Annotated in this window: 19 protein-coding genes and 1 riboswitch; of the genes, 9 read left to right on the top strand and 10 right to left on the bottom strand. The window is 65.5% G+C overall.

The window, feature by feature from the left end; translation table 11 throughout:
- Positions 1-56 precede the first annotated feature (56 nt).
- From hisS to nhaA, 3 genes are all read right to left on the bottom strand, one after another.
- A complete protein-coding gene (gene hisS / locus ACSS7Z_RS04660; RefSeq protein ID WP_438253693.1) occupies positions 57-1,316 on the bottom strand; it encodes a histidine--tRNA ligase in 1,260 nt (419 codons plus the stop codon).
- A 155-nt stretch (positions 1,317-1,471) separates the two neighbouring features.
- The gene (locus ACSS7Z_RS04655; protein ID WP_438253319.1) at positions 1,472-2,122 is read right to left on the bottom strand and encodes a MazG nucleotide pyrophosphohydrolase domain-containing protein; all 651 of its coding nucleotides are present in this window, start codon (positions 2,120-2,122) and stop codon (positions 1,472-1,474) included.
- Positions 2,123-2,142: 20 nt separating this feature from the next.
- Positions 2,143-3,309 carry a Na+/H+ antiporter NhaA gene (nhaA, locus tag ACSS7Z_RS04650; RefSeq protein ID WP_438253318.1) on the bottom strand — a complete coding sequence of 389 codons (1,167 nt, stop codon included), beginning with the start codon at positions 3,307-3,309 and terminating at the stop codon, positions 2,143-2,145.
- A 163-nt stretch (positions 3,310-3,472) separates the two neighbouring features.
- Between nhaA and ACSS7Z_RS04645 the strand changes: the two genes are divergently transcribed.
- Positions 3,473-6,091, top strand: a complete 2,619-nt coding sequence (locus tag ACSS7Z_RS04645; RefSeq protein WP_438253692.1) for a phosphoenolpyruvate carboxylase — start codon at positions 3,473-3,475, stop codon at positions 6,089-6,091.
- Between the two features lie 131 nt (positions 6,092-6,222).
- Complete coding sequence (gene gdhA, locus ACSS7Z_RS04640) at positions 6,223-7,590, top strand: NADP-specific glutamate dehydrogenase (protein ID WP_438253317.1); 1,368 nt, start codon at positions 6,223-6,225, stop codon at positions 7,588-7,590.
- A 53-nt stretch (positions 7,591-7,643) separates the two neighbouring features.
- Here the strand turns inward: gdhA and ACSS7Z_RS04635 are convergent, their stop codons facing one another.
- Genes ACSS7Z_RS04635 through mfd form a run of 3 tightly spaced genes read right to left on the bottom strand, consistent with a single transcriptional unit; the run spans position 7,644 to position 12,589 of the window.
- Positions 7,644-8,240 (bottom strand): gamma carbonic anhydrase family protein, encoded by a 597-nt coding sequence (locus tag ACSS7Z_RS04635; protein WP_438253316.1) that lies wholly within the window; start codon positions 8,238-8,240, stop codon positions 7,644-7,646.
- Positions 8,241-8,278: 38 nt separating this feature from the next.
- Entirely contained in the window at positions 8,279-9,019 is a 741-nt protein-coding gene (locus ACSS7Z_RS04630) for an SDR family oxidoreductase (protein ID WP_438253315.1), read from the bottom strand.
- Between the two features lie 45 nt (positions 9,020-9,064).
- Positions 9,065-12,589: a transcription-repair coupling factor gene (mfd, locus tag ACSS7Z_RS04625; protein ID WP_438253314.1), complete on the bottom strand. Its 3,525-nt coding sequence runs from the start codon at positions 12,587-12,589 to the stop codon at positions 9,065-9,067.
- Between the two features lie 123 nt (positions 12,590-12,712).
- Here mfd and ACSS7Z_RS04620 point away from each other — a divergent pair, with 123 nt between their 5' ends.
- The gene (locus ACSS7Z_RS04620) at positions 12,713-13,327 is read left to right on the top strand and encodes a TetR/AcrR family transcriptional regulator (protein ID WP_438253313.1); all 615 of its coding nucleotides are present in this window, start codon (positions 12,713-12,715) and stop codon (positions 13,325-13,327) included.
- 24 nt (positions 13,328-13,351) lie between these two features.
- Here the strand turns inward: ACSS7Z_RS04620 and ACSS7Z_RS04615 are convergent, their stop codons facing one another.
- The 4 genes from ACSS7Z_RS04615 to ACSS7Z_RS04600 form a co-directional block, all read right to left on the bottom strand.
- A complete protein-coding gene (locus ACSS7Z_RS04615) occupies positions 13,352-15,967 on the bottom strand; it encodes a glycoside hydrolase family 2 protein (RefSeq protein WP_438253312.1) in 2,616 nt (871 codons plus the stop codon).
- A 63-nt stretch (positions 15,968-16,030) separates the two neighbouring features.
- Positions 16,031-17,407 (bottom strand): extracellular solute-binding protein, encoded by a 1,377-nt coding sequence (locus ACSS7Z_RS04610; RefSeq protein ID WP_438253311.1) that lies wholly within the window; start codon positions 17,405-17,407, stop codon positions 16,031-16,033.
- A 31-nt stretch (positions 17,408-17,438) separates the two neighbouring features.
- A complete protein-coding gene (locus tag ACSS7Z_RS04605) occupies positions 17,439-18,326 on the bottom strand; it encodes a carbohydrate ABC transporter permease (RefSeq protein ID WP_438253310.1) in 888 nt (295 codons plus the stop codon).
- Positions 18,323-19,435 (bottom strand): carbohydrate ABC transporter permease, encoded by a 1,113-nt coding sequence (locus ACSS7Z_RS04600; protein WP_438253309.1) that lies wholly within the window; start codon positions 19,433-19,435, stop codon positions 18,323-18,325. Before ACSS7Z_RS04600 ends, ACSS7Z_RS04605 begins: the two co-directional genes overlap by 4 nt.
- A gap of 116 nt (positions 19,436-19,551) precedes the next feature.
- Between ACSS7Z_RS04600 and ACSS7Z_RS04595 the strand changes: the two genes are divergently transcribed.
- From ACSS7Z_RS04595 to ribH, 6 genes are all read left to right on the top strand, one after another.
- The gene (locus tag ACSS7Z_RS04595; protein ID WP_438253308.1) at positions 19,552-20,559 is read left to right on the top strand and encodes a LacI family DNA-binding transcriptional regulator; all 1,008 of its coding nucleotides are present in this window, start codon (positions 19,552-19,554) and stop codon (positions 20,557-20,559) included.
- Positions 20,560-20,596: 37 nt separating this feature from the next.
- On the top strand, positions 20,597-21,460 hold the full coding sequence (locus tag ACSS7Z_RS04590) for an Fpg/Nei family DNA glycosylase (protein ID WP_438253307.1): 864 nt from the start codon (positions 20,597-20,599) through the stop codon (positions 21,458-21,460).
- A gap of 70 nt (positions 21,461-21,530) precedes the next feature.
- Positions 21,531-21,674, top strand: a riboswitch (FMN riboswitch).
- Positions 21,675-21,725: 51 nt separating this feature from the next.
- Positions 21,726-22,766 carry a bifunctional diaminohydroxyphosphoribosylaminopyrimidine deaminase/5-amino-6-(5-phosphoribosylamino)uracil reductase RibD gene (ribD, locus tag ACSS7Z_RS04585; RefSeq protein WP_438253306.1) on the top strand — a complete coding sequence of 347 codons (1,041 nt, stop codon included), beginning with the start codon at positions 21,726-21,728 and terminating at the stop codon, positions 22,764-22,766.
- Positions 22,766-23,398, top strand: coding sequence for a riboflavin synthase (locus tag ACSS7Z_RS04580; protein ID WP_438253305.1), 633 nt, complete (start codon positions 22,766-22,768; stop codon positions 23,396-23,398). The genes ribD and ACSS7Z_RS04580 overlap by 1 nt, the downstream gene beginning before the upstream one ends.
- Complete coding sequence (gene ribA / locus ACSS7Z_RS04575) at positions 23,395-24,669, top strand: GTP cyclohydrolase II (protein ID WP_438253304.1); 1,275 nt, start codon at positions 23,395-23,397, stop codon at positions 24,667-24,669. Before ACSS7Z_RS04580 ends, ribA begins: the two co-directional genes overlap by 4 nt.
- Complete coding sequence (ribH, locus tag ACSS7Z_RS04570) at positions 24,666-25,145, top strand: 6,7-dimethyl-8-ribityllumazine synthase (RefSeq protein WP_438253303.1); 480 nt, start codon at positions 24,666-24,668, stop codon at positions 25,143-25,145. The genes ribA and ribH overlap by 4 nt, the downstream gene beginning before the upstream one ends.
- Positions 25,146-25,184 lie beyond the last annotated feature (39 nt).

Genomic DNA, 25,184 nt, shown 5'->3' with positions numbered 1-25,184 from the left:
CCGTGAACACGGCCTGAACGTCGGTACACCTGTCGGTGGATTTTCGCGGACAGTACTCAGCTCAGCGGCTTGATCTCCAAAGATCCCACCGCCGCGCCGGCGGCGACAGTGGCGAAGGAGGTGTAGCCATCGGCTGCCGAACGCTCCAGAAGCGCCTTGAAGTTCTTCGCACGACGCTCCAAGCGCACCCGGGCGCCGTCCTGCACGAGCGCGGCCTTGTGCGCGATGAGCTCAGCGACCGCAACGTCCGCGTCGTGCACAAGAACGATGGCCTGCGCCGCATCGTCGTCTTCTTCGGAGACCAGGTCGACGAGTCGCTCGAACCCGAGGGAGAACCCGACTGCCGGAACCTGCTGGCCGAGGAAACGACCGATCATGCCGTCGTATCGTCCGCCACCGCCGAGCGAATAGTCGACGGACGGATGCGCGAGTTCGAAGATTGTGCCGGTGTAGTAGCCCATACCGCGCACGAGGAAGGGATCGAACGCCAGCGGGATATCGCCTTCGAGCGCCCGGCCCACCGCGACCGCTTCGCCGATGCCGACCAGGTGCGCGACGATCTCGTCTGGTGCGCCCTCCGGCAGTGCCTGACGGATCTGCCGTTCGCCGAATGGATTGAGCTCGTCGGTCTGCGGGCGGTTCAGGAATGCCTCGAAAGCGTCGACAGCGGATGCCGCTGCACCGCGTTCTCGCAGCTCCTTTGCAACCCCCACCGGACCGATCTTGTCGAGCTTGTCGATCGTGATCAGCACGCCCGGGCGCTCTTCAGCGGTGAATCCGAAGGCATCGAGCATCCAATCGAGCACGCGGCGGTCGTTGATCCGCACCGTCGCACCCTCGAGCCCGAGCGCGTCGACGGCGTCAAGCGAGGCGACCATCAACTCGGCTTCGGCGCGCGAGGAGTCATCTCCCATGATGTCGATGTCGCACTGCATGAACTGGCGATAGCGCCCCTTCTGCGGGCGCTCGGCTCGCCAGACCGGACCGATCTGGATCGCACGAAACACGCCGTGCAGCTGTCCGCGGTTGCTCGCGTAGAACCGTGCGAGCGGCACGGTGAGGTCGTAACGCAGCCCGAGGTCGGAAAGCGCGGCGGCATCGTCTGCGCCAGCACGGATCGCCTCAGCATCCATCCCGCGACGAAGAACGTTGTACGCGAGCTTCTCGTTGTCACCGCCGAGGCCTGCGTGCAGACGCGAGTATTCCTCCAGCGCCGGCGTCTCGATCTCGTCGAAGCCATGAGCGCGATAGCGCCCCCGGATGACGGAGAGCACACGCTCACGGCGAGCCTTGTCGGCGGGGAGGATGTCGCGCATGCCGCGCGGCGGGTTCACAGTAGCCACGTCTCTATCTTTCCAGGTCTTGAGGTGAGCCGAGTTCTGTGCCGAATACCGGACGGCGACGGTGGCTTGCGGCGTGTTGCAGTACGGCACGCCGCAACGCTGCCGGAACGTCTGGGACTTCGGACGCTTCAGTCCGCCTCGGCGGCGCGGACCTCGTCCTCCAGCAGCCGCAGGCGCTCGCGAAGAGCGCGCTCGGCGTCCCAGCCGTTGTCGCGCGCCTGGTTGACCAGGACCAGCAGCGCGTCACCGAGTTCAGCTTCGGATGCCGGGGGCGCCGCCTTCGACGCGCCGGCAGGCCCAGGGGCCGGAAGCACAGCAGCCGCGCGGCCAGCGATCTTCTGGGCGAGCGCGAGCGCGGGCATCCCCCTCGGCACGCCGTCCAGCACGCTGAGTCGTGAGCGCTTCTCGGCGGCTTTGGCGGCGTTCCAGTGCACCAAGACTTCTTCCGGGGTGTTCGCGACAGCGTCAGCGAACACATGCGGATGCCGGCGCACCATCTTCTCGGTGAGAGTATCTGCGACGTCGTCGATGTCGAAGGGATCGTCCGGGTCTTGAGCGGCGATCGCCGCGTGGAACAGCACCTGCCAGAGCAGGTCGCCGAGCTCTTCACGCAGGTCCGCACGAGTGCCGTTCTCCACCGCATCGATCACCTCGTGCGATTCTTCGATCAGATACGGCACCAGGTCACGATGCGTAATCTGCTGCGACCACGCGCAGCGCTCCCGCACAGCGCGCATTGTCTCGGCAGCTTCACGCAGCGAGTCCGAGGACTGGGTCATCGTGTACCTCCGAAGGTGGTTCAGGAGCTCGCGGCTGTCACCCGTCGGTGCCACGCCGCTCGCGCGGACACGATGAAGCCCGACAGGACGAGAGCGATCAGCGATCCGACCAGCACACCGAGAATGGCCTGGTCACGCGTAGCCGCGTCCTCGGCGAAGGCAAGGTTGGCCAGCAGCAGCGAGACGGTGAAGCCGATGCCGCCCAGCGTTCCGGCCGCCAGCAGGTCGGGAATCTTCAACGCGGGTTTCTTGCCGCGCATTCCGATGCGCACTGCCACCCAGCCGAACAGCGTGATTCCGATGATCTTGCCGACCGGCAGGGCCACGGCAATGCCGAAGAACGCTGGCGACAGTTCGGACGGAGATACCGCCGGGATCACCACGAATGCGGCAGCGAACGCGAAGACCGGCAGGATCGCACCGTTGACCCAGGGCTCCAGCACCTCGCGGGCACGCACCGACGGCGTGTATGCGATGGCCAGCCCCAGCATGACGCCAGCGATGGTCGCATGGATGCCGGAAAGCAGCACCAGCGCCCAGACCACGACTCCGACGATGATCATGGCGGTCACGATGAGCCGCGGATGCCGGGTCGGCAGCATGCGCGACAGCACAGCGAACACCGCCACACCGACGAGAGAGAGTACGAGGTAGAGCCAGTTCAGGTCGTGTGCAAAGAGCACCGCGATGAAGATGATTCCGATGATGTCGTCGAGGATCGCCAGCGCGAGCAGGAAGACGCGGACCGCGGCCGGCAGCCCCTTGCCGAATACCGCGAGCACACCGAGTGCGAACGCGATATCGGTTGCGGTCGGGATCGGCCAGCCGGTCGCCGTATCGCCACTGCCGGCGAACATCAGATACACCGCGATCGGAACGAGAACGCCTCCGGCGGCGGCAATTGCCGGTTGCACGGCCTTATGGGGTGTGTTCAGCTCACCGCGCGTCAGCTCATACTGCAACTCCATCGCCACGGCGAAGAAGAAGATCGCCAGCAGCCCGTCCGAGATCCAGTGCGCCACCGACATGTCGATGCCGACTCCGGGGATCGCGATGTGAAACCCCAGCACCTGATCGATCGGACCGAAGGTCGGCAGATTCGCCAGCAGCAACCCGAGTGCAGCGGCGACCAGCAGGAGCACCGCCGGGAACTGCTGCGTGCGCAGAAGGTTCTTGGATTCAGACATCCGTCCCATGCTATCTCCGCCCGGTTCGCCTGCCCCGGTCGTCACGTGGTCAGAAGCGGTCGCCACTCGGGGATAACCTCGAATAGTGACTCCCGAGCCCACCAACACAGAGGCCATCCGCGTCATCGGCCGATTCGAAGCCGGACGCGGGATTCCCGACGAGATGCGTGCGGACGTACGCATGCTCGGCGCCCTTCTGGGCCAGGTGCTGCGCGAATGCGGCAGCCCTGGACTGTTTGAAGATGTCGAACGTCTCCGCCTGGCGACGATCCAGGCGTACGAAGAAGAGAGCACGGACGCGTTTGAGCGCGCGACGCAGATCGCGGACTCGTTCACGGTGCAGCGCGCTGATGAGGTTGCGCGTGCGTTCACCTGCTACTTCCACCTGGTGAACCTTGCCGAAGAGCACCAGCGGGTGCGCATTCTGCGCGAACGCGCTGGCAAGCCCGGACGTGAGAATGCAACCGACACCGTCGCGACCGCCTATGCGCAGTTGCGCCGGGAGGTCGGCGATGACGAGGCCCGGCGTCGGCTGGAGGATCTCCGCTTCCACCCGGTCTTCACCGCGCACCCCACTGAGGCACGCCGTCGGGCGGTTTCTGCCAGCATCCGTCGCCTGTCAGAACTGCTCACCCAGCACGACGCGGCCAGCGCCGGTGGCTCTGAGGAGCACCGCGCACGCCGACGGATGCTCGAAGAAGTCGACACGCTCTGGCGCACCGCACCGCTGCGCGGGCAGAAGCCCTCGCCCACCGATGAGGTGCGCACCGTGATGTCGGTGTTCGATGAGACGCTGTTCACCACTGTCCCGCACGTGTACCGTCGCATCGACGATGCCCTGCGCGGCGAAGATTCCGGCGCTAGCGCTCCGATCGTTCCCGCCTTCGTGCGCATCGGATCGTGGGTGGGCGGTGACCGCGACGGGAACCCGTTCGTGACAGCTTCGGTCACCAGAGAAGCCGCCCACATCGCCTCCGACCATGTTCTTCGCGGACTCGAGCGCGCACTCGACCGCATCGGACGCACGCTCACTCTCGACGCCGAAGGCACGCCTCCCAGCAGTGCCGTCGTCGCCCTGTGGGATGCTTTTGCGGCATCGGATGCCACCACCGCAGCCGAGATCGCAGCCCGCGCACCCGACGAGCCGCACCGCCGGGTGCTGCAGGCGCTGTCGCGTCGCATTGCCGAAACCCGCCTCCACCTGGAAGGCGGCTACCAGGCCCCCGAGGAGCTGCTCGCCGATCTGCGTGCTGTGCAGGATTCACTGGCAGCATCCGGGGCGAAACGGCACGCCTTCGGTGGCATCCAGCACCTGATCTGGCAGGTGGAGACCTACGGCTTCCACCTCACCGAACTCGAGGTGCGCCAGCACTCGCAGGTTCACCGCGAGGCCCTCGCCGAACTCGATGCCGGCGGCGCACTCAGTGAGCGCACACAAGAGGTGCTCGAGGTGTTCCGTGCGGTCGCGGAGATTCAGCGCACCTATGGCCTGCGGGCTGCCGGGCGCTATGTCGTCTCGTTCACGACATCGGCTGAAGACCTTGCGAACGTGCACCGCCTCTCGCGCTACGCGCTCGGCGATGATGTTCCCGAGCTCGACGTCGTGCCACTGTTCGAGACGTTCGCCGATCTGCAAGCTGCCCCCGGGATCCTCGCCGAGGTCGTCACCTTCCGCGAGTTCCAGTCCCGTCTGGCCGCGACCGGAAACCGTTTCGAGGTCATGCTCGGCTACTCCGACTCGTCGAAGGACGTCGGCCCCGTCGCCGCAACACTTGCGCTGTATGAAGCGCAGGAGAAGATTGCCCTGTGGGCGAAGGATGCCGGCATCGCGCTGACCCAGTTCCACGGTCGTGGCGGCGCCCTCGGCCGTGGTGGCGGGCCCGCGAACTCCGCGATCCTCGCCCAGCCTCCGCACTCCGTCGACGGCCGGTTCAAGCTCACCGAGCAGGGTGAGACGATCTTCGCCCGCTACGGCGAGCCGGCCATCGCCATGCGACACATCGACCAGGTTGCCGCAGCCACGCTGCTGGCCTCGTCTCCCACCGTCGAGGCGCGCACCAGCGGTGCTGCAGCCCGCTTCGCTGATGTCGCAAGCATCATGGATACGGCCTCACGCGAGTGCTTCTTCTCGCTGGTGAAGGCGGACGGCTTCGCACCCTGGTTCGCCACGGTGACGCCGATGGAGGAGATCGGGCTGCTCGCTCTGGGCTCTCGCCCCGCACGCCGCGGTCTCTCGGTCGAGTCCCTGGAGGATCTGCGAGCGATCCCGTGGGTGTTCGCTTGGACACAGGCGCGCATCAACCTGGCCGGCTGGTTCGGCCTGGGCACGGCCCTCGAGGCCGTCGGTGACGAGGCTCTCCTCAGCGAGGCGTACCGCGAGTGGCCGCTGCTGCAGACGATGATCGACAACGTGGCGATGAGCCTGGCGAAGACTGATGAGCGCATCGCGCGTCAGTATCTGGCGCTCGGTGACCGTGACGATCTCGCACAGCTGGTGCTGGATGAGCTCGCCCTCACCAAAGAGTGGGTCATCCGCCTCACCGGAGGCACGGGTCTGCTCGAGAACAAGCCGATCCTGCAGCGCGCCGTGACACTGCGCAGCCCGTACGTCGATGCGCTGTCGCTACTGCAGCTTCGTGCACTGCGCGAACTGCGCTCGCCCGCCGCTGTTGCCGAGTCGACCACGGAGACAGCCGAAGGGTCTGGCGCAGCAGAAGAACAGCGCCGACTGCTCCTGCTGTCGGTCAGCGGCGTCGCAGCGGGTCTGCAAAACACCGGGTAAGCCCGCCCGAAAACCTCGCGTGTGATGACTGCGAAACACGCGAGGTACAGTGGGAACTCGTGCCGGACCTTGCACGCCCTCTTATGCGACACGATCGCACCTCCTTGACACTCTTCAGAAAGTCGTCCCGCGTGACCGCTACTCTTACCGAATTCCACCCGCTCGCCGAGACCGTTCAGCCCGTGTTCGATACGGTTCTGGCGCGCAGCCCGCATGAACCCGAATTTCAGCAGGCAGTGCATGAGGTCCTCGGAACGATCTCTCCCGTGCTGGAACAGCACCCGGAGTACGTCGAGGCCGGCATCCTGGATCGCATCGTGGAGCCGGAGCGCCAGATCATGTTCCGCGTACCGTGGATCGACGACGCCGGAAAGATCCAGGTCAACCGCGGCTACCGCATCCAGTTCTCGTCTGTTCTCGGCCCGTACAAGGGCGGCCTGCGCTTTCACCCCTCGGTGAACCTGTCGATCATCAAGTTCCTCGGATTCGAGCAGATCTTCAAGAACGCGCTCACCGGTCAGGGCATCGGTGGCGCGAAGGGCGGAAGCGACTTCGACCCGCACGGCAAGACCGACGCAGAAATCATGCGCTTCTGCCATTCATTCATGGGCGAGCTGTACCGTCACCTCGGCGAGCACACCGATGTTCCCGCTGGTGACATCGGAGTCGGCGGCCGTGAGATCGGCTATCTGTTCGGCGCTTACCGCAAGATCACCAACCGCCACGAGTCCGGCATGTTCACCGGCAAGGGCACCGGCTGGGGCGGCGCCGAGGTGCGCACCGAGGCCACAGGTTACGGCGCAGTGTTCTTCGCCCAGGAGATGCTCGCCGTCCACAACGATTCGTTGCAGGACAAGCGCGTCGGCATCTCTGGCTCCGGCAACGTCGCGATCTACGCGATCCAGAAGGCCATGCAGCTCGGCGCGACGGCGGTCACCGCATCCGACTCTTCCGGCTACGTCGTCGACGACGCCGGCATCGACCTTGATCTGCTCCGTCAGATCAAGGAGGTCGAGCGCGGCCGCATCGTCGAATACGCCAAGCGTCGTCCCGGTGCCCGCTTCATCGAGGGTGGCAGCGTCTGGGAAGTGCCCGTTGACATCGCGGTGCCTTCGGCAACGCAGAACGAGCTCAACCTCGCCGATGCTGAAGCGCTTATCGCCAACGGCGTGCGCGCGGTTTCGGAAGGCGCGAACATGCCCTGCCTGCCGGAGGCCGTTGAGGCATTCCAACGCGCTGGCGTGCTGTTCGCGCCGGGCAAGGCGGCAAATGCCGGTGGCGTTGCAACCTCGGCGCTCGAGATGAGCCAGAACGCGTCCCGTCAGCGCTGGACCTTCGGCGACAGCGAGAACAAGCTGCGCGAGATCATGTCCAACATCCACGACGCCGCCTTCCAGTCGGCTGAGAAGTACGGTGTTCCCGGAGACTACGTCGCCGGTGCCAACATTGCGGGGTTCCAGCGGGTTGCTGCGGCGATGCTCGCCCAGGGCGTCATCTGATCTCTCGCTTCTTTACGAAACGCCTCATGCTTCTCGGAGCATGGGGCGTTTCGCTACGCCGGGGTGTCGTCGGCGTGCCGAGCGAGTGACGAGGCGTAGCGCTCGGTGAGCTGCACCATGAGGTCGGGAGTGTCCCGGTCCACCCCGAACACGTGTCCAGGAAAGTCCAGTTCCGGCTGCGCCTCGGCGATCTCCTCGGCCTGATCAGGCGAGAACAGCTGCAGCGGATCTCCGGCAGCCACCCAACCGATCGGGACGACAGTGCCCTCCGGGAGGACAGCGCGACGCTGCACGATCGCGTTGACACGCACTTCGCACCGAGGACCGATGATCGCACCGTTGAAGATGCGCGCGCCCGAGGCGAAGAAGACCTCCTCGCCGACCGTCGCACCGGCGATGCTCGCCAGCGTGCCGACGAGGGTGTGGTCGCCGATATGCACGGCGTTGGCCGCGGTCGCACGGATCAGGGAGTTCTCCATCACGATGACGTGCTCGCCGAGTCTGATCGCACCGCCCTCGGCCGTGATGACGGCGCCGTGCAGCACCTGGCAGCCGGGACCGATCTCCACGTCACCGGAGATGACGGCGGTGGGCGCGATGACAGCAGTGTCATGAATCCGGGGCCGAGCCCCGAGGTGCTCGTACAACATGCCGCCAGACTAGCGCGTTGTCCGGCAGGAGGTCGGAGTCATCGTGCGTCGAGCCATTCTGCGAAGGTCTGCTGTCCGAGATCAGCGTGGACGCTGGGCAGCGCCGAACCATCCCGCATCGCGCGCCCCCACTCTCCAGGAAGCGACATCGCGGGGATCCAGCCGCGTGCACCCTGCGATCGGGCGTAGGCGCGGACCATGTCCACGAGTTGCTCTTCCCGAGGTCCCGCAAGGTCAGTGGCTCTTCCCGTCGGAGCGCCCTCTGCCAGATTCACCAGCCGCTCGGCGACTTCTCGTGCGGCAATAGGCTGCGTGCGCATCCGCAGGGCAACGTGGAACGGACCGAATGCCCCGCGCTCGTACACTTGGCCCGCGAACTCATGAAACTGCGTGGCGCGCAGAATGGTCCACGGGATTGCACCCGCCATCACGGCACGCTCGTGAGCGAGCTTGGCGCCGTAGTACCCGGCGTCGACCCCATCGATGCCGACGATCGACAGCGCGATGTGATGGCCGACTCCGGCTGCCTGCTCAGCCGCGAACAGCGTATGCGTGGTCGCCTCGAAGAATGCGGTCGCCGTGGACTTGTTCATCGTGGTGGTCGCGGCGACGTCGATGACGATGTCGACACCGCGCATGGCATCCGCCGCACCTGACCCGGTGACCAGATCGACCCCGACGCTGCGCGCGAGCACGACGACATCATGTCCGCGAAGACGCGCGACCTCCACCACGTGCGCTCCGACTTGTCCAGTGCCCCCTGCGACCGCGATTCTCATACGATCCAGCCTGCCGTGCGCCGACCACGCACACAACGCCCTCTCTCAGGCAGCAACCACCGGCTCGGGGAACAGCGCGGTGATCAGCTGCGCCACCCACCCGAGGATGTCGATGTCGGCCGGCATCGGCACGACAACTGCTTCTCCCCCGGCGACGAGCTTCGCTTTCGGATACAGGCGCTGCAGTCGCACCTGCATCGAATCCGCCAGATGTGCCGGCGCGACGCGCAGGTTCGATCCCATAACGACCACATCGCTCAGGCCAGCTGCGGCTGCTCGACGGCGCAGGCGAGCGACGGCGAAGAGCCCTTCGACCTCTTCGGGCGGTGTGCCGTAGCGGTCGGTGAGCTCTTCGATCACGAGGTCGATCGCGTCGTCCTTCGCCGTCGCGGCGGCCGCCGCTGAGAGCTTCTGGTACGCCTCCAGCCGCAGCCGCTCGCTGTCGATGTAGGTCTCCGGGATGCGGGCATCCACCGGCAGTTCCATCCGCAGCTCGGTGCCGCCGTCGGTGTCTTCGCCCCGGAAAGTCGCGACTGCTTCGCCGACCATTCGCAGGTACAGATCGAATCCGACACCGGCGATGTGACCGGCCTGCTCGCCTCCGAGCATGTTGCCGGCACCGCGCAGCTCGAGGTCTTTGAGTGCGACCTGCATGCCGGATCCGAGATCGTTGTTCACCGCGATGGTCTGCAGTCGGTCGGCGGCGGTCTCAGACAGCGGCTTCATCTCGTCGTACAGGAAGTATGCGTATGCGCGCTCACGACCACGACCGACTCGGCCGCGCAGCTGGTGCAGCTGCGAGAGGCCGTACTTGTCTGCGCGATCGATGATGATCGTGTTGGCGTTGGAGATGTCCAGGCCCGTCTCCACGATCGTCGTCGAGACGAGCACGTCGAACTTGCGCTCCCAGAAGTCATCGACGACCTGCTCGAGCTGATGCTCGCCCATCTGTCCGTGCGCGACCGCGATCCGCGCCTCCGGAATAAGTTCGGCGAGTTCTGATGCGACCCGTTGGATCGACTGGACGCGGTTGTGCACGAAGAACACCTGTCCCTCGCGCAGGATCTCCCGTCTGATCGCCGCCGCGATCTGCTTGTCACTGCGCGGACCGACGAAGGAGAGGATCGGATGCCGGTCCTCCGGCGGCGTCTGCAGGGTCGACATCTCACGGATGCCGGTGACCGCCATCTCCAGCGTGCGAGGAATCGGCGTGGCGCTCATAGCCAGGATGTCGACGTTCATCTTCAGCTTCTTGAGCTTGTCTTTGTGCTCGACGCCGAACCGCTGCTCCTCATCGATGATGAGCAGTCCCAGATCCTTGAACAGCACCTGGTCGGTGAGAATGCGGTGGGTTCCGATGACCATGTCCACCGAGCCGTCAAGCAGCCCCTCCAGTGTGAGCCGTGCGTCCTTGTCGGTCTGGAAGCGCGAGAGGGATTTGACCTTCACCGGGAATCCGGCGAACCGCTCGGTGAAGGTTTCCAAATGCTGCTTCACGAGCAGCGTGGTGGGAACGAGCATCGCCACCTGCTTGCCGTCCTGAATGGCTTTGAACGCCGCGCGCACGGCGACCTCGGTCTTACCGAAGCCGACGTCTCCGGACAGCAGCCGGTCCATGGGGATCGGCCGCTCCATGTCGGCCTTGATCTCGTCGATGGTCTGCAGCTGGTCGGGAGTCTCCGCGAACGGGAAGGCTTCTTCGAGCTCACGCTGCCACGGTGTGTCCGGCCCGAATGCGTGTCCCTTCGCCGACATCCGCGCGGAGTAGAGCTTGACCAGTTCGACCGCGATATCGCGAACAGCTTTGCGTGCCTTGCTCTTTGCCGCTGACCAGTCGCTGCCTCCCATCTTCGAGAGTGTCGGCGCTTCCCCACCGACGTACTTCGACAGCAGATCGAGCTGATCGGTGGGTACGTAGAGCTTGTCACCCGGATAGCCGCGTTTGGAGGGCGCGTACTCGAGCACGAGGTAGTCGCGGGTGGTCTTGGTGGCGTTGCGTCCGCCGGTGGAGACTTCTCGCTGGGTCAGTTCGACGAATTTCGCGATGCCGTGCGTGGCATGCACGACGTGGTCGCCGTTTTTGAGCTGTAGCGGGTCGACGACGTTCTTGCGGCGCGAGGCGAGCTTTCGCACGACCCGTTGATCGCCACCGATCGTGCGGCCGTAGAACTCGTTGTCGGTGAGGACGGCGAGCTTGATCTCGGGCACCTGGAAGCCGGATTCGAGATCACCCATCACGAGCGTCGCGATACCTGCCTCGGGCGCTTCGGTGAGCGACTCGACCGTGCGCGCTGCCAGCCCGCGGTCAGAGAGCACATCGTTCGCACGGTCAACGAGGCCGGAGCCGGAGGCGACGACCACCACGCGCCAGCCGTCGGTGAGGCGCGCAGCCACGAACTCGATGGCACCGTCGACGTTGCCGTGGAAGGACGGAATGATCGACGAGTCGATGTTCGCCGCCGCGTCGTCATCGGTGGCGAAGGGGCTTAGCCGCCACCAGACGCCGTCGCGCTCGCGCACGATCTCGCGCAGGCGCGCAACCGTGAGGAAGTCGCCCGCGCCGAGATCGATGGGAGCGGATGCCCCGGACGTCGCTGCGCTCCACGCCGCATCGAGGAACTCCCGGTTCGTGTCGCCGAGGCTCTGGGCCCGAGCACTGGCTCGTTCCGGATCAATGAGTGCAGTTGCGGTCCCCTCGGGGAAGTACTCGATGAGCGCTTTCAGCGGGCCCGACACCGCCGGCAGCAGCGATTCCATGCCCTCAACGGGGATGCCCTCCGCCATCTTCTCCAGCATCCCGGCGATCGCGGGAAAACCGGCGATAAGAGAACGGGCGCGCTCGCGCACGTCGGAAGTCAGGAGCAACTCGCGCGTCGCTGCCAGCTCTACCCGGTCGACATCACCGGGCAGCGAACGCTGATCGGTGACCGAGAAAGCGCGGATCTGGTCGATCTCATCGCCGAAGAATTCGACGCGGAACGGATGATCGCTGGTCGGTGGGAACACGTCGAGGATGCCGCCGCGCACAGCGAACTCGCCACGACGCGAAACCATGTCCACGCGCGAGTACGCTCGTTCGACAAGCTGTTCGACCGCGTCATCGAGCCCGAGCCCGCGCGCGCCGAGGCCCAGCACCACGGGAGCAGTGTCGCCGAGATTGCCGGCGATCGGTTGCAGCGCAGCGCGCACGGATGCGACGACGATGAGCGGGCGCTCTCTGGTCCAGGTGGTGATCCGACGCAGCGTCTGCAGTCGCTGTCCCACCGTGTCTGGGCTCGGACTCAGCCGCTCATGGGGCAGCGTCTCCCAGGCCGGGAACCGCAGGATCTCAGCATCCGGAACATACGAACCCAGCGCCAAGGCGAGCGATTCCGCACGTCGTCCGGTCGGCGCGATCACCAGCAGGGCGGGCGGACGCCCCACCGCTGCCCGCTTGCCGAGCAGCCCGGCGATGGTGGGAACATCAAGCCCATCGACGAGCCCGAGATCGGCATCGGTCTGCGCCCAGGTGAGGGCGTCTTCGTACAGGGTCGCCTCTTCCAAGGCGCGCAGAATCCCGGGAACAGTCACCAGATGAGCTTAGTCGCTGCCTCGGACACGGGACAGGCGAGCAACCATTACGATCCCGAGAACAAGTCCTCGATTTTCCCATGGATCAGGGGTAAAATCGACCATCCCACCCCTGGAGGAACGATGGTCGATGCCGTCGTCCGTGCTGACAAGTCCGGCGCGGGCAGATATGCGTTGCGGCGACGTGAGCTTGCCGATGCCGCACTGGCAGCCATTGCCGCACGGGGCTTCGCCAACACCGGTCTCCGCGACGTCGCCGCGCACACCGACCTCTCCCTCGGCATCCTGCACTATTACTTCGACGACAAAGACGATCTGATCGGCCAGGCCATCTGGCAGTACAAGTCCGAATGCGTCCAACGCTACGACCCGATCATCGCCACCTCACGCAGCGGCGCGGAACTCGCCGAACGATTCGCCCAGGCGATGGCCGCCACGTTGCGTGATGAGGCCGACATGCACCGGCTCTGGTACGACCTGCGCAACCAGTCACTGTTCCAAACCGGGTTCCGCGACACGATCGTCGCGCTGGACGGACTGCTGTCCGAGATGGTCTGGGCGGTGATCTCGCGCTACAGCGAACTCGAAGGCCGCACGCCCACGGTCGATGCCACAGCGGCGTACGCCCTGTTCGATGGCATCTTCCTCAACGCCCTGATCGCCTTTCTGCGCGGTGAGATCACTGCCATCGAGCGGCTCAGAATCGCCAGCATCCAGCTTCTGCGCCGCGCCGTCTGAGCCGCTCTGATCGGCGGATCGCGGTCAGGAGGTCGCCGCGGCCCGCAGCAACGCGTGGCCGACGGCTCGTGCGATCGGCGCCTTCTCCAGCGCTGTGCGCACCCGCAGCGTGCTGATCGTCACAGAGCCCTCGCTCCAGCGCACGGTCGCCGTGCTGGTCGCCGCTCCCCGCAGCCACCCGGAGAAAATCGCCGAGTGCACGATCGCTGCACGCAGTGGACCGGGGGTGCCGCTGATCACGAACTCGCCGAGCAGATCTTCGAAGGCGATGCCGAGGATCGTGTCGCCGGGAACCTCAGCGAAGGCACCGCGTCGATCCAGCCACTCAGTACGGGGCACCCAGTCCCCGTCCCCCGCGCGCAAGGCCAGACGCGCCGACGGCAGATAGTCGAACGCCGAGCCCAGGGCATCCTGCGTTTCCGCGAGGACGAGCACACGCCCACCCGAGCGGGCGTGCTGCTGCGCTTCAGCGGTGAATGAAAGTGACACGAGCAGATCCGCTTCGACGTCGACCGGCACGCCGAGCGCGCTCAGCCACTGGGCCGTAGCTTCGTCTCCCGCCCGCACTGCACCACCGGTCCACGCGGTGTCAGCGACGACCAGGATGTCCGCGGCATCGCGGGCGAGCAGCGCTCCCCCGCCGTGCAGTTCAGCCTCGACACGGTGCTGTCCAACAGCCGCGGACACGGGGATGTTCAACATCCGCTCTTCTCGATCGCCGGGCACGGCGTATTCGAGAGCCGTCTCACCGTCGACGCGCACGCGGATGACGGCATCCTCCGGCAGACCGGCTGGCGAAGGCAGTGACGTCACCATGACCGGCAACTCCGCGCCGGCATAGAGGCTATAGGTCTGTGGGCGCAGCGCCACGGCATGCTCGCCGTTAGCAAGCGCGAACTCCGCGGTGTACTGCTTGGGCCTGCGGTTCATGTCGAACAGGCCGTTGGCCTCCCACTGCACATCGCTGAGCTGCGTGAGCACGTAGCCGCTGATGTCGTCATGCAGGCGGATGCTGGTGGTCTGATAGCGGTTGGCGACCAGCTGCGCGTGGTGCAGCTGACGAACCAGCTCCTCCCACGAACCGAACGCCTCTTCCAGCCCCAGCGAGCGGAACCGCGGCATGAGCCCCGTTCCTTCCGCCGCGCCGAACGCCCAGTCCGCCCCGAGGGCGAACCACCAGGGTTCAGCGCCATCCGCGTCGTACTGATCGAGCGCATGCGGCAGCGCCCAGTTACCGAACTCGCTGAGCACGAGCGGTTCGGCGCCGGTGCGCTCAGCATCGCCGTGCGGCGAGAAGGTCCAGTCCGGGCGCGCGGCGAAGTCGGCGATCTTCTCGTCCCACAGTGCGCGACTCTCCGGAATCCCGCGGTAAACGTGAAAATCATCGATGTGCGTGCGCACATGGAAGTTCGGTTCGCAGGCTGAGTTGTCCACGACGAGGGATCCCGCGGCGTACTGCTCGATGTCATCGAACACCTCGCGCAGCCAGGTTCGCTGCGTGGCGCTGGCGAGATCGATCCCCCAGGACTCATTCATGATGGTCCAGATGACGATACTCGGATGATGGGCGTCGAGATCGATGAGGCGACGCAGCAGCGCGTGTCCATCGGCGGCGGTCTCCGGCGTCCAGGTCATCCAGCTGGGCAGCTCCGTCCACACGAGAATCCCCAGGCGGTCGGCGATCTCGTAATAGCGCGGATCGGGACGCTTGATGTGCACGCGCAGCATGTTGAAGCCGAGCGCCTTGGTCTGACGCAGCATGTCTTCCCAGGCCGCGAAATCCTCTGGAGCCAGGGTGGCACCGGGGTGGTAGTCCTGATCGAGAACAGCGCGCAGGTAGATCTCCCGGTCGTTGAGGAAGAACCGTCCGGCGTCCGCGCGGAAGCTGCGGAAGCCGCTCTCGCGCGTGACCTGGTCGGTGATCTCGCCCGCCTGCTCCAGCGAGACCTCGACCGTGTACAGATTGGGGTGGTCGAGGTCCCACAACTCCGGGTTCTCGACTGTGACTGAGCCGGCGATATCTGTGCCCTGCACTGCGAGTGCAGCGGCCGTAACAACAGCTCCATCGCGCAGCAGCCGAACCCGCGCAGCATCCGCTCCCGCCGTCGCCGAGCCCGCGATGGTCACTTCGCCGCTTGCGGCGTCCGTTCGCACAGCAAGCGCGAGAAGGTGAACCGGGTGCCGTTCTTCCAACGTCACCGACTGCCAGATCCCCGCGGTGGTGCCGTACCAGGACTGCTTGCCCAGGGGATGCTCCAAGAAACCCGCCTCATCGGCCGAGCCGTAGCGCGGCGGGTAGGAGACGGTGACTTCCAGAGTGTTCGTGCCGTCGACGACAGCATCCGTGATGTCGAATTCGAAGGGCTCCCACGCACCGATGTGCGTGCCGATCTCGTTGCCGTTCACCCGCACCAAAGCTGTGTGGTTCACCGCTCCGAAGCACAGCACCAGGCGCCGTCCAGCCTGCTTGTGCAGCTCGAGTGCACGCTGGAAGCGGACGGTCTCGTGCGAATCACCGTGGCCGGGAACCTGAGTAGTCCAGGTACCGGGGACCGAGACGTGATGCGTCTCGGACTCGCCAGGAAAGTGCAAGAGCCAGGCGCCGTCGAGACTGACGGCGGCGCGGTGGGCGGTTGACATGGGGCCTTCTTCCAAAAAGTGAGGGGTGGGGTCAGGTGGACCCCACCCCTCAGAACTTCGGTGTTACTTGATTTCCTGCGTGACGCGTGCCTGTGCCTCGCCAAGGGCGTCAGCGACGTCCTTGCCGCTGAACCAGACCTCGTCCAGCTGAGCGTGGATCAGCGACTTGACCGCCGTCCAGTTCTCGATCTGCGGCACGAAGCTGATGCCGGTCAGAGCGGTCTCGGTGTAGTTCGCACGCTCCGGAGCGTTCAGGTACTCCTCGGACTCGATGATCGAGACCCGCGGTGCGATGTGCCCGGTGGCAATCGACCAGGATCCGCTGTTGTCGTAGAGGAACTTCGCGAACTCGAGCGCAGCACGGTACTTGACCGGGTCGTCGCCCTTCTGGCGCGGCAGCACCCACATGTGCGAGGACGCCCATGCGGCCGGTGCCTCGTAGATGGTCGGCAGGTCGGTGACCGTGTAGCCGAAGTCGAGGGTCGCTGCGTACTCGTTGATCGCCCACACGCCGTTGAGCAGGATCGCGGACTGCTGGCTCTTCCATTCGTCGATGGAGCCGGCGTAGTCGGCGTCGGTGTGCATGTAGCCGGCGTCGAGCATCTCGTTGATGAGTTCGAGCGCGGCGGCCGCCGCCTCGGTGTCGACCTCGGCGCTGCCATCGGCCGAGACCACGTCGCTGCCCTGCTGGCGAACCAGGGAGTAGAAGAAGCGCCAAGCCATGTCATCGTTGGCGAAGCCCGCGGAGAACAGCATCAGGCCGGTCTTGTCTTTGACGTCCTTGCCCATCTGCAGGAGCTCTTCGGGGCTGGTCGGCAGCACCGGGCGACCATCCTCGCCGATGTAGCCCGCCTCGGCGAGCACGTCGGTGTTCACGTGCATCACCAGCGCGTGCGCGTCGAAGGGAACGGCGTAGGTGGAGCCGTCCCACATGACCGACTTCTGCGCCTGCTCGGTGGCATCCGTCATGTCGATGTCGAACGACTCGGGGTCGAACGCCAGCAGCTGGTCGCGGGTGGCGTAGTCCGACATCGAGTAGTCGTGCAGGTTGGCGATGTTCGCGGGCTCGCCACCGGCGACAGACGCGTTGAAGGCGTCGTAGTACGAGTTCCAGTCGGTGCCGCCGAGGCGGTCGACGGTGATGCCGTTGTCGTTCTCGGCGTTGAACTTGTTGGTGAGGATCTGGATCGCTTCGCACTCGGTGGTCGCCAGCGCCGGGTCGGTGACGCCCTGAGTGCTCTCCTCGCAGTCGCCGAACATGCGCGACATGGTGATGGTGGTGCCCTCGAGCTGGTCGGCGGTGACAGCGGCGATCTGCTCATTCAGATCTCCGGCGTCGCCGGTACCGGCTCCGGCTTCAGCGCCGGTGCCGCAGGCGGTGAGCAGCAACGCCGCTGCAGTCAGCGACGCTGCCGCAACAGCAGTCTTGGTCTTTCGCATGGTTTTCCTTTTTGTTGTGTGGACAGTGGTACTACTTGCTGCCCGAGGTCATGGAGATGCCTCGGATGAGGTGTTTCTGGAAGAAGATGAAGACCAGCAGCAGCGGCAGCGAACCGATCAGTCCGCGGGCCATCAGACTGCCGAGTTCAGTCGCCTGCGCGAAGTTGCCCTGCAGGGATGCCAGACCGGTGGTGATGGTGAACATCTCCGACTTCGTCGCCGACACGAGCGGCCACAGGTAGTCGTTCCAGGTCTGCACGAAGGTGAAGATCGCCAGAGCGATCATCGAGGGCCGGGCCAGCGGCAGCATGACGGAGAAGAAGGTGCGCCAGGGTCCTGCACCGTCGATGCGCGCGGCTTCTTCGACCTCTGCCGGAACCTGCGAGAAGAACTGCGTCATCAGGAACACGCCCAGCGGCGCGGCGATGCGCGGCAGGATCAGCGCCGCATAGGTGTTGTGCATCGATACGTCGGCCACCATCGTGAACAACGGGATGAACATCGCCTCTTTGGGGATCATGAGCCCTGCGAGCACGCTCGCGTAGACGATCGTCTTGCCGCGGAAGGTGAAGCGCGCGAAGGCGTATCCGGCCATGGCGCACAGCAGCACGGTGAGCAGCGTGGTGAAGATGGTCACGATCGCGCTGTTGATGAACCAGCGGCTGGTGAGACCGACGCTGAACACCCCGAACAGGTTCTCCAGTGTGAAGCCCTGCGGGATTAGCGTCTGGGTCTCTTTGGTCAGAGCCTGGTTATCACTCAGCGAGAGCGACAGCATCCAGAGCATCGGAATCAGCCAGACCAGCGCAGCGACGATCATCGCCACGTGATACCAGGCAGTGACGACCCCACTGCGGCGGATGCGAGCCGGGGCGGCCCGCTTGTCGGAGACGGTCATCGCCATCGTCTGTGCACTCATTTGCTGTCGTCCTTGCCGAGGGTACGCATCTGGATGACCGAGACGACGAGCATCACCGCGAAGAGGAACAGCGACATCGCCGATCCGTAGCCGAGCTCGAAGTCGCGGAAGCCCGCCTCATAGATGTGCTGGATCAGCACCAGGGTGGAGGTGCCCGGTCCGCCGCCGGTCATGATGTTGACCTGGCCGAAGACCTGGAACGAGGCGATCACCTGCATCACCATGACCAGCAGCAGCACGTGTTTGATGCCAGGAAGCGTGATGCTCGTGAACTTACGCCAGGCGCCCGCGCCATCCAGCGACGCCGCCTCATAGAGGGCCGGGTCGACGTCCTGAAGCCCTGCGGAGAAGAGTACGAGGTTGAATCCGACCGTCCACCAGACGGTGGTGGCGATCACGGCGAACATCGCCACGCTCGGGTTGGACAGCCAGGGGATCGGATCGATGCCGAGCGGCTCGAGCATCGCTGAGAGCAGCCCCTGGTTCGGCGAGAGGAAGTATGTCCACACCAGCGTCACGACCGACACCGGCAGGATGTAGGGCACGAAGAACACCATCTGGTAGATGCGGGTTCCCCGACGATTTCCCTGCAGTGCGAGAGCCATCACCAGGCCGAGACCGGCGATCAGCGGCGTCGAGATGACTGTGAACAGGAGCGTGTTCTGCAGCGCGGTCCAGAAATCCGGATCGAACCAGAATCCGCCCTCGGACGGGTGGAAGCCCAGTGCTACGACGATCGCCAGGATGCCGGCGACGCCCAGGCCCACGCCGATGGTGAGTCGACGACGCAGCAGCGGGCGAATCAGCAGGGCGATCGCCGCAATCACCAGCACGGCCCGCGGCAGGAGCAGGTGGGTCATCGACCAGGTGATCTCGTGGCCCCACAGCATCCGCTCGAAGTTGTCGAGACCGATGAAATCGCGGGTGGCGCCGAGGAGGTCCCAGTCGTGGAAACTCATCCATACCGCCTGCAGCACCGGATAGATCACGAAGATCAGGTACAGCACCAGGAAGGGCGCAGTGAAGGCGATGCCGTATTTGAGGCCACTGCCGCTGCGCTGTGATGCTCGGCGCATGCGGCTGCGCTCGATGGTCGAGGGGCTCGACATCCGTTCTCCTTTGCCACGTTGCAAACTTGCAATAGAGTTATTTTTGCCACGTGGCATACGTTCTGTCAAATGCGTCTGCGAGGATGGGATCGAACCGTGACCGAAGAAGGGCCTGAATGAGCGCGAGCATCAATGATGTGGCGAAGCTCGCCGGCGTTTCACCACGCACGGTGTCGAACGTCGTGAACGACTTCGTCCATGTGCGCGACAGCACCCGGCAGCGCGTGCACGCTGCCATCGAAGAACTGGGCTACCGGCCCAACATCTCCGCGCGTCGGCTGCGACAGGGGCGCACCCGGATCCTCGGCTTCGCGGTGCCAGAGCTCTCCCAGCCCTACTTCGCTGAGCTGAGCGAGCTGGTCGAAATCGCTGCGCAGAAGCGCGGATACACCGTCATCGCGACACAGACCGGCGGCATCCGCGAGAACGAGCGGCGCGTCCTGCGCGACCTCAGCTCCCATATCGTCGACGGACTGGTGTTCTCACCGATGTCGATGGAGAAGGAAGAGCTCTACCGCACTCCCCCGAATGTGCCCACCGTGCTCATCGGCGAGCAGATCTCCAGCTCGCGCTACACGAACATCGCGATCGACAACGTCGCAGCGACGGCAGACATCACCCGGCACCTGCTGGAGCGTGGACACCGCCGCATCGCCACGCTGGGTGCGTATCACTCCGAGCTCTATCGCAGCTCCCGGCTGCGATTGAGCGGCTATCGCCAGGCTCTCGACGAGGCAGGCATCCCCTTCGACCCGGAACTCGTGCTCTACACCGATCGCTTCGGTCGACAGGCGGGGCTGGAGGGCATCACGCAGGCGTGGCAGGCGGGCACCCGCTTCGACGCCCTCGTCTGCTTCACCGACATGCTGGCGTTCGGCGCCATCCGCGCCTTCGCGAACATGGGCGTGCGGGTGCCGGAAGACGTCGCGATCACCTCGATCGACGATGTGCAGGAGGCCGAATTCTCGGTGCCATCGCTGACCACGATCGCCCCGGACAAGCAGGCCATCGCCGATCGGGCCGTCGATTCCCTGCTCGCGCTTCTCGATGATGACACTCTCGAACCGACCAACGTCGACATCGGCTACGAACTGATCGTGCGGGAGAGTTCCGGCCGCGGCTGACCTTTCGAGCGTCGGATACCGATGGCAGGATGATGCCATGCCGGAGATGCCGGAAGTCCACGGGCTCGTCACTTTCCTCGGCGAGCGCACCGTCGGACGGACGATCACGCGCACGAGCGTCGGAGAGATCGCAGCTCTCAAAACGTATGATCCGCCGAATACCGCGCTGGAGGGGGCAGCAGTCACAGCCGCCACGCGGTACGGCAAGTTCGTCGTGCTCTCCTGCGGTGAGGATCTGCATCTGGTCTTCCACCTCGCCAAAGCTGGTTGGCTGCGCTGGTACGAGAAGCTGCCATCAACAGTGATCAGACCCGGAAGATCTCCGATTGCGCTGCGTGTCGCCCTCGACGACGGCAGTGGGTTCGATCTCACCGAGGCCGGCACGAAGAAGTCACTCGCCGTCTCCGTGGTGCGAGATCCCGCAGACGTTCCCGGCATTGCGCGGCTCGGACCGGATCCGCTGAGGGAATCGTTCACCCGAGACACCTTCGCCACGCTGATTGCGGGGCGCCGCACGCAGATCAAAGGACTGCTGCGCGATCAATCGGTGATCGCGGGCATCGGAAACGCCTACTCCGACGAGATTCTGCACGCCGCGCGCATGTCGCCGTACGCGATCGCCGCAACACTGGCCGATGAAGAGATCGATCGTCTGTTCCGTGCGATGCAGACGACGCTGACGGATGCTGTCGCCGCAGCATCCGGAAAACCACCGGCCGACCTCAAGGACGCCAAACGCGCGGGGTTCCGGGTGCACGCGCGCCGCGGCGAGGCGTGTCCGGTCTGCGGCGATGAGGTGCGCAGTGTGTTCTTCGCCGAGCGTTCGCTGGAGTACTGCCCCACCTGCCAGACCGGGGGCAAGATCCTCGCGGACCGCAGGCTGTCACGGCTACTCAAGTGACATAGGCGCAAATCCTCTCTGCCCGACGCGGAATGAAATGTGCGTCCACGCGTTGAGTACACTGAGCATCAACGTGCTCCGGGGTCGGTGTGAATCCGAACCGGCGGTGACAGTCCGCGAGTGTCTGAGATATTCAGATGCCGATCCGGTGGAATTCCGGGACCGACGGTGATGCGAGAGAAATCTCGCTAGTCCGGAAGGGAGGCAGCACGATGCGCGAGAGCGCGCCGTCTATCATCCCCGGAGGAAAACCGAAGGACGACGGATGGCAGTGAACGACGCAGAGCGCCGCGCGATGACGCGTGCGCTTGAGCTCGCCGCCCTCGGACCCCGCGGGATCAACCCGCAGGTCGGGGCTGTGATCCTCTCCCCCGCCGGCGACATCATCGCCGAAGGCCGGCACCGTGGTGCCGGCACTCCGCACGCCGAAGTCGACGCGCTGTCGCAGTTGCCGCCCGGTGCGGCTCGCGGCGCAACCGCCGTCGTCACCCTCGAACCCTGCAACCACACCGGCCGCACCGGCCCCTGCGCCCTGGCGCTCATCGAAGCAGGGATCAGCCGCGTCGTCTACGCGCTGGATGATCCCGGTGCCACATCCGGTGGCGGCGCCGACAGGTTGCGCGATGCCGGTGTGGATGTTGATTCCGGCGAACAGACAGACGCCGCCCGCGCGGTGATCTCCGATTGGTTGACCGCTCAGCGTGCGGGCCGCCCGCACATCACCGTGAAATGGGCGCAGAGCCTGGACGGACGCGCGGCTGCGACCGATGGCACCAGTCAGTGGATCACGGGCCCGGATGCACGCGCCGATGTGCACCGCCGCCGGGCCGAGGCCGACGCGATCGTGGTCGGCACCGGCACCGTGCTCGCCGATGATCCGGCCCTCACCGCACGTGACGGCGACACCCTGTACGCGCATCAGCCGATCCCCGTCGTCATCGGGTCCCGCGCGACACCACCGGATGCTGCCGTGCACCGCCACCCGCACGATCCACTCTTCTTCAGCACCCGCGATCTGCACGTCGTGGTCCGCGACCTGCATGCTCGCGGCATCCAGAGCGTGTTCATCGAGGGCGGCCCGACGCTGGCTAGCGCGTTCATCGCCGCTGGCCTCGCTGATCGTGTGCTCGCCTACATCGCCCCGGTCCTGCTGGGTGGCGATCGCCTGGCGCTGACTGACATCGGCGTGCCGACGATCGATGCCGCCCGCCGTCTGACGATCGACGAGTGGGTGCCGCTCGGCGCCGATCTCTTGGCGATCGCGCACCCGACCGCCCCAGAACCGCAGAGCAAGGGAGTCCGCTGATGTTCACCGGAATCATCGAAGAGATCGGCGAGATCACTGCCATCGCCCCGTCTGGTGACGGCTGGCGGTTGACAGTGCGAGCGCCGCGCGCTGTTCAGGATGCTGTGCACGGCGAGTCGATCGCGGTCTCCGGCGTCTGCCTCACCGTGGTCGAGTCGACCTCAGACTCCTTCGCCGCGGATGTGATGAAGCAGACGCTCGACGTATCGGCGCTTGCGACAGTATCCGTCGGCACCAGCGTCAACGTTGAAAAGGCGATGCCCGTCGGTGCACGTCTCGGCGGCCATATCGTCCAGGGACATGTCGACGGCACGGGCGAAGTTCTGGAGGTGCGTCCTGGCGTCGAATGGAGCGTTCTGCGTGTCTCGCTGCCGGCCGAGCTTGCACCGCTGGTCGTCGACAAGGGTTCGATCTCGGTGGATGGCACATCCCTCACGGTGAGTGCGGTGTCAGACCCTTCACTGACCGCGTCGCACTGGTTCGAAATCTCGCTCATCCCGGAAACCCTCACCGCCACCACGCTCGGAACCCGCGCCGTCGGCGACCGCGTCAATCTCGAAACTGACATCCTCGCCCGCCATGTTGAACGCCTCCTCGCGTTCCGGGCTGTCTCGGAAGGAGGCTCGCGATGAGCCTTGCCACCATCGAAGAAGCTCTCACGTCTCTGCGCGCAGGGCGTCCCGTCATCGTCGCCGACGACGAGAACCGTGAGAACGAGGGTGACGTCATCCTCTCCGCAGAGCTCGCCACCCCCGAGTGGGTCGCCTGGACAGTGCGCTGGTCATCCGGTTTCATCTGCGCACCCATGCCCGCAGATCTCGCCGACACCCTCAACCTGCCTCCCATGGTCGAAGCCAATGAGGATGCCCGCTCCACCGCATACACGGTCAGCGTGGATGCCGCAGAAGGCGTGACGACCGGCATCAGCGCCTCCGACCGCGCACACACCCTCAACGTGCTGGCGAACCCGCAGTCGACAGCGACGAGCGTCATCCGCCCAGGACATGTGCTGCCGCTACGCGCTGTCGACGGCGGCGTACGTGAACGCGGTGGCCACACGGAAGCCGCGGTCGATCTGATGCGACTGGCAGGCCTGGAGCCCGTCGGCGCGATCGCCGAGGTCGTCGACGAAGACGGCAGCATGATGCGTCTTCCTGGCCTCAAGGAACTCGGCAAGCAGTACGAGATCCCGGTGATCACGATCGAACAGCTCATCGCCCACCTGAATGAGACCGACCCGCTGGACGCGCCAGTGACGTCATCGCACGCAGGTCGGCGCCGAGTGAGTCTGCGAGCGGATGCCACGGTGCCCACCTCGCACGGCACATTCCGTTTTCTCGCCTACAAGGATCGCGTCACCGGCACGGACCACATCGCCGTCGTTTCGGGCGAACTCGACGAGACTGCGCTCGTGCGCGTGCACTCCGAATGCCTGACCGGCGAGGCTTTCGGGTCACTGAAGTGCGAGTGCGGTCCGCAGCTGGACGCCTCGCTTGAGGCAATCGAACGCCAGGGTGGCGTCGTCATCTACATGCGCGGGCACGAGGGACGCGGCATCGGGCTGATCAACAAGCTGCGTGCTTACAGCCTGCAAGAGGAGGGGCTCGACACGGTCGACGCGAACCTCGCTCTGGGCCTTCCGGCAGATGCCCGCGAGTACGCCTCAGCGGCCGGCATCCTCAGCGATCTCGGCGTCTCGAAGGTGCGCCTGCTGACGAACAACACCGACAAGGTCACCAAGCTGCGCGAGCTCGGCCTCGATGTCATCGAACAGGTTCCGCTGATCGTTGGCGTCGGCGTCAACAACCATCAGTACCTCGAAACCAAGCGCGATCGCATGGGTCATATCCTCGGCGCAGCCGAGCTGGCCGAAGCCCTTGCCCAGGGAAAGGACAACGTATGAGCGGCGCAGGAGCCCCTTCGACAGGAACCGAGAAGATCGACGGCGCCGGACTCCGCGTCGTCGTGATCGCCGGCACCTGGCACGACACCATCACGGACGGTCTGATCGCCGGATCCGAGCGGGTGCTCACGGCATCCGGTGCCTCTTATGAGGTCGTACGCGTGCCCGGATCGTTCGAGCTCGCGGTCGCAGCGCAGGCTGCGTTCGCCGGCGGTGCGGATGCTGTGGTCGCTCTCGGTGTCATCATCCGAGGCGGCACACCGCACTTCGAATACGTGTCTGCTGCGACGACCGATGGGCTCACCCGGGTGTCGCTGGATGCCGGAAAGCCGATCGGCTTCGGTGTGCTGACCCTCGACGACGAACAGCAGGGCATCGATCGCGCGGGTCTCGCCGGCTCGAAGGAAGATAAGGGCGCCGAAGCGGCGGATGCTGCACTGCGTACGGCGCTGCTCATCAAGCAGCTGCGCGACTGAGGGTCGCCTATCTGGCACTTTCTTCGGTGTCGGCCTACT

This window comes from Microbacterium wangyouchuni (assembly GCF_051546305.1).
GTDB lineage: Bacteria > Actinomycetota > Actinomycetes > Actinomycetales > Microbacteriaceae > Microbacterium.
The sequence above is the reverse complement of the archived record's forward strand: the minus strand, read 5'-3'. Positions and strand labels throughout refer to the sequence as shown.